The 3005-nt window shown below is 59.6% G+C and carries 3 protein-coding genes; 1 reads left to right on the plus strand and 2 read right to left on the minus strand.

The annotated features are described in order from the left end of the window. The coding region (locus O6929_11170) for an ankyrin repeat domain-containing protein (protein MCZ6480948.1) at positions 1–629 on the plus strand (629 nt) is incomplete at its 5' end. A gap of 88 nt (positions 630–717) precedes the next feature. On the opposite strand, the gene O6929_11175 is transcribed toward O6929_11170, so the two are convergent. Continuing rightward, positions 718–2115, minus strand: a complete 1398-nt coding sequence (locus O6929_11175; GenBank protein ID MCZ6480949.1) for an amidohydrolase family protein — start codon at positions 2113–2115, stop codon at positions 718–720. Positions 2116–2126: 11 nt separating this feature from the next. Next, positions 2127–3005: oxaloacetate decarboxylase (locus O6929_11180; protein MCZ6480950.1), on the minus strand; the 879-nt coding region annotated here is incomplete at its 5' end.

Consider the following 3005-nt stretch of genomic DNA (forward strand, 5'->3'; position numbering starts at 1 on the left):
TGGTCAAGGCACTGCTGGCAAAGGGAGCAGATGTGAACGCTCAGATCATCGTCGCTTTGAGACTGGGCCCTGACGATGCCGCTACAGGTTTCGGCCTGGGAAGGGCCACGCCCTTTTTCCTGGCAGCGCTCTCTGGCGACGCCGAACTCCTCAGAGTCCTGGCCGCCAACGGGGCTGATCCAAGTTTGCGGGCAAAAGGGGAATTGACTGCGTTGATGGCGGCTGCAGGAGCGGGCCGCGGGATGACACAAGGCACCATCAAATATCGACTGGGAGATCCTGCCGAGGCCGTCAAAGTAGTGCTCGACGCCGGGGCCGACATTCATGCCTCCAACGAATTAGGCCAGACCGCACTTCATGGCGCTGCAGGCGCGGGAGAGGACCAAGTCGTTCAGATCCTGGTCGATCGCGGCGCCGAGGTCAACGCCAAAGACAACGACCAACAGACGCCCTGGTCGATGGCCCAGGGCATCAGCCCTCGTTTAGGTGCTCGAGGAAGCTACGGCAGCCACCCATCCACGGCGGCTCTGCTTCTCAAGTTAGGCGCCACCGTGCGTACACGAGAGGACATGATCGCGGACGGTTACAGCCTGCCCCCGGTGCCGGTCCCCGAAAAGACTACTCCCTGACAGGGACCTCCGAAACTGCAGGGGCGCACTGACGTGCGCCCTCTTTCTCCGGAATGTGGGAGACACCTCAGGTGCCGAATCCGACTCTCTATACGGAAGCGTGTTCCTTGCTTTCGATTTCCAACGGCCGGTGAAGAAATCTTCCCTGTCCCGGCTGGGCCAATAGTTCCCCGTCGCGAGCGATGACCTCCCCTCGCAGCATGGTTAAAACGGGCCAACCCGTCAGTGACATGCCCTCGTAGATGGAGTAGTCCGCTCGCCCTCTTAACCCGGCAGCGGTCACGATTTTCTCCATGTCCAGATCCACGATCACCAGGTCGGCATCGGCCCCCACCTGAAGCGACCCTTTACGGGGCCACATGCCGAAGATGCGGGCCGCGTTGGCCGAAGAGATCTCGGCAATCCGCTCCAGGGAGAGACCGCGTTTTCGAACGCCTTCGCTGAGGAGAACAGGAAGGATCACGGGCAGATTGGGTTGTCCGGGCGAGGCCGACCAAACACTCCCCTGTTTTTTATCGCTCAGACGCGGTGCGTGGTCTGATCCGATGGTATCGACGGTGCCGTCCGCGATGGCTTCCCATAGGGCATCCACATCTTCCTGACCACGCAACGGCGGGTTCTGTTTGCCCAAGGTACCCACCGGCGAATCGTATGTATGGGTTAGATAGTGGGGGCAGGTTTCAATGTGCACCTCGTCCCCGTGGCTGCGGAACCGGCGTGCCTCTCGCACCGTCTGCCCTGAGGAGGTGTGGACGATATAGGCCACATTCCCGGTCTCCCGAGCGAACATCATGGCCCGAACGGCGGCCTCGGCCTCGGTGAAGGGAGGACGCGACTCATGCCATGCCTTCAGGTCATCGCGGCCTGATTTCTGGAGGCGATCCCGTAAGGGCCAGACCACTTCGATGTTCTCGGCATGGATGCAGGGCACGGTGCCCGGGTGCTGGCCCAGGATCTCGAAAAGCTCGAACATGATGCCGTCATCAATCGCTGTCAGACCGACGTAGGCGCCTTCCTGGCCGCGGAAGCTCATAAAGAACTTAAAACTGGTCAGGCCAAATTCAGAGATGTATTTGCCCAATTCGCCGATCTGCTCACGGGTGGAGATGATGGCGTGAAAGCCGTAATCGATATGAGCCTGTGAGTCCCCGAGTTCCCGGTTGGTTTTGTATTCTTCCCCATAAGGATCCTTGGTCATGAGGTAGTTCAGCAGGGTGGTGACTCCGTGCAAGGCGGCAGCTGCGGTTTCCGTGGAGTAATCTGTTTTGGGGTCGCCGAAGCCCAGGTGGGTGTGGGGATCAATCACGCCTGGAAGCACGGTTTTGCCTTTAGCATCGATGGTGTTGCGGGCCTTGATAAGGCTTGCATCGCCAGGGGCCAAATGAGCTGATACCCGCCCGTCCTCGATGGCTAGATCGAGCTTCTGAAGACCACCCCCATGGGGTAAAACCACCTCAGCTCCGTGAATCAGTGTGTCGATAAGCATAGGATTCTCCTTTAAAGTTCGACCCTTGTTTCATCCTCTTTGATCTCGTCGCCTTGCAGGCGCAGCAGCCGATTGCGCTCAAGAAGAGGCATGACGCTGTCGGCCAGGCTGCTGGTGGTGCCTTCTTCTTTCAGGGTCTGTAAGCAGAGTTTAATGCTCCGGGCAGCGGCACCTATGGCCAGGCCCGAGTACCCAATCAGCTTGTACCCCATTTCATGCAACTCCCCAACGGAGAGAAGGGGTGTGGCTCCCCCCTCGCTCAGGACGACCATCAGAGGCCCTTTCACAAGTTGTGGAATCGCTTGTAACTCCTCGCGGCTGCGAGGCCCGACCACGAACGCCATATCCGTTCCCGCCTCAAGATAAGCACGGGCACGGGAGGCCGCTCCTTCAACACCCTCGACGTCCAGAGCGTCTGTTCGACCAATGACCACGAATTGTGAGTCGCGGCGAGCCTCCAAAACGACCTTCAATTTCTCCAGCATCTTGTCTGTAGAGATCAACTGCCGCCCCTCAAGATGTCCGCATCGCTTGGGGTCTTGTTGATCCTCCATGAAGAGAGCGGCTACACCTGCGCTCTCGAATGCGCGGACGGTCTCTGCGACCTGAGAAAGGTCACCGTAGCCCGTCTCGGCATCCGCGATAACCGGAAGGGCGGGCACGGCGCCGGCAATCCGACCTGCCTGGCCCACCATTTCCTCACGTGACAGAAGACCCATGTCAGGAGCAGCGAGCAAGGAGGCGGAGACCGCAGACCCGCTGACACCCACAGCCTGAAACCCCGCATCTTCGATCAGCCGCGCCGAAAAGGCGTCGTAGGCGAAGGGAACCACCAGAGGGTCGCTACCGTTCAAGAGTTTTCGGAGTTGCGCAGCTGCTGGCGAAGACAT

The sequence above is a fragment of the Candidatus Methylomirabilota bacterium genome (assembly GCA_027293415.1).
GTDB lineage: Bacteria > Methylomirabilota > Methylomirabilia > Methylomirabilales > CSP1-5 > CSP1-5.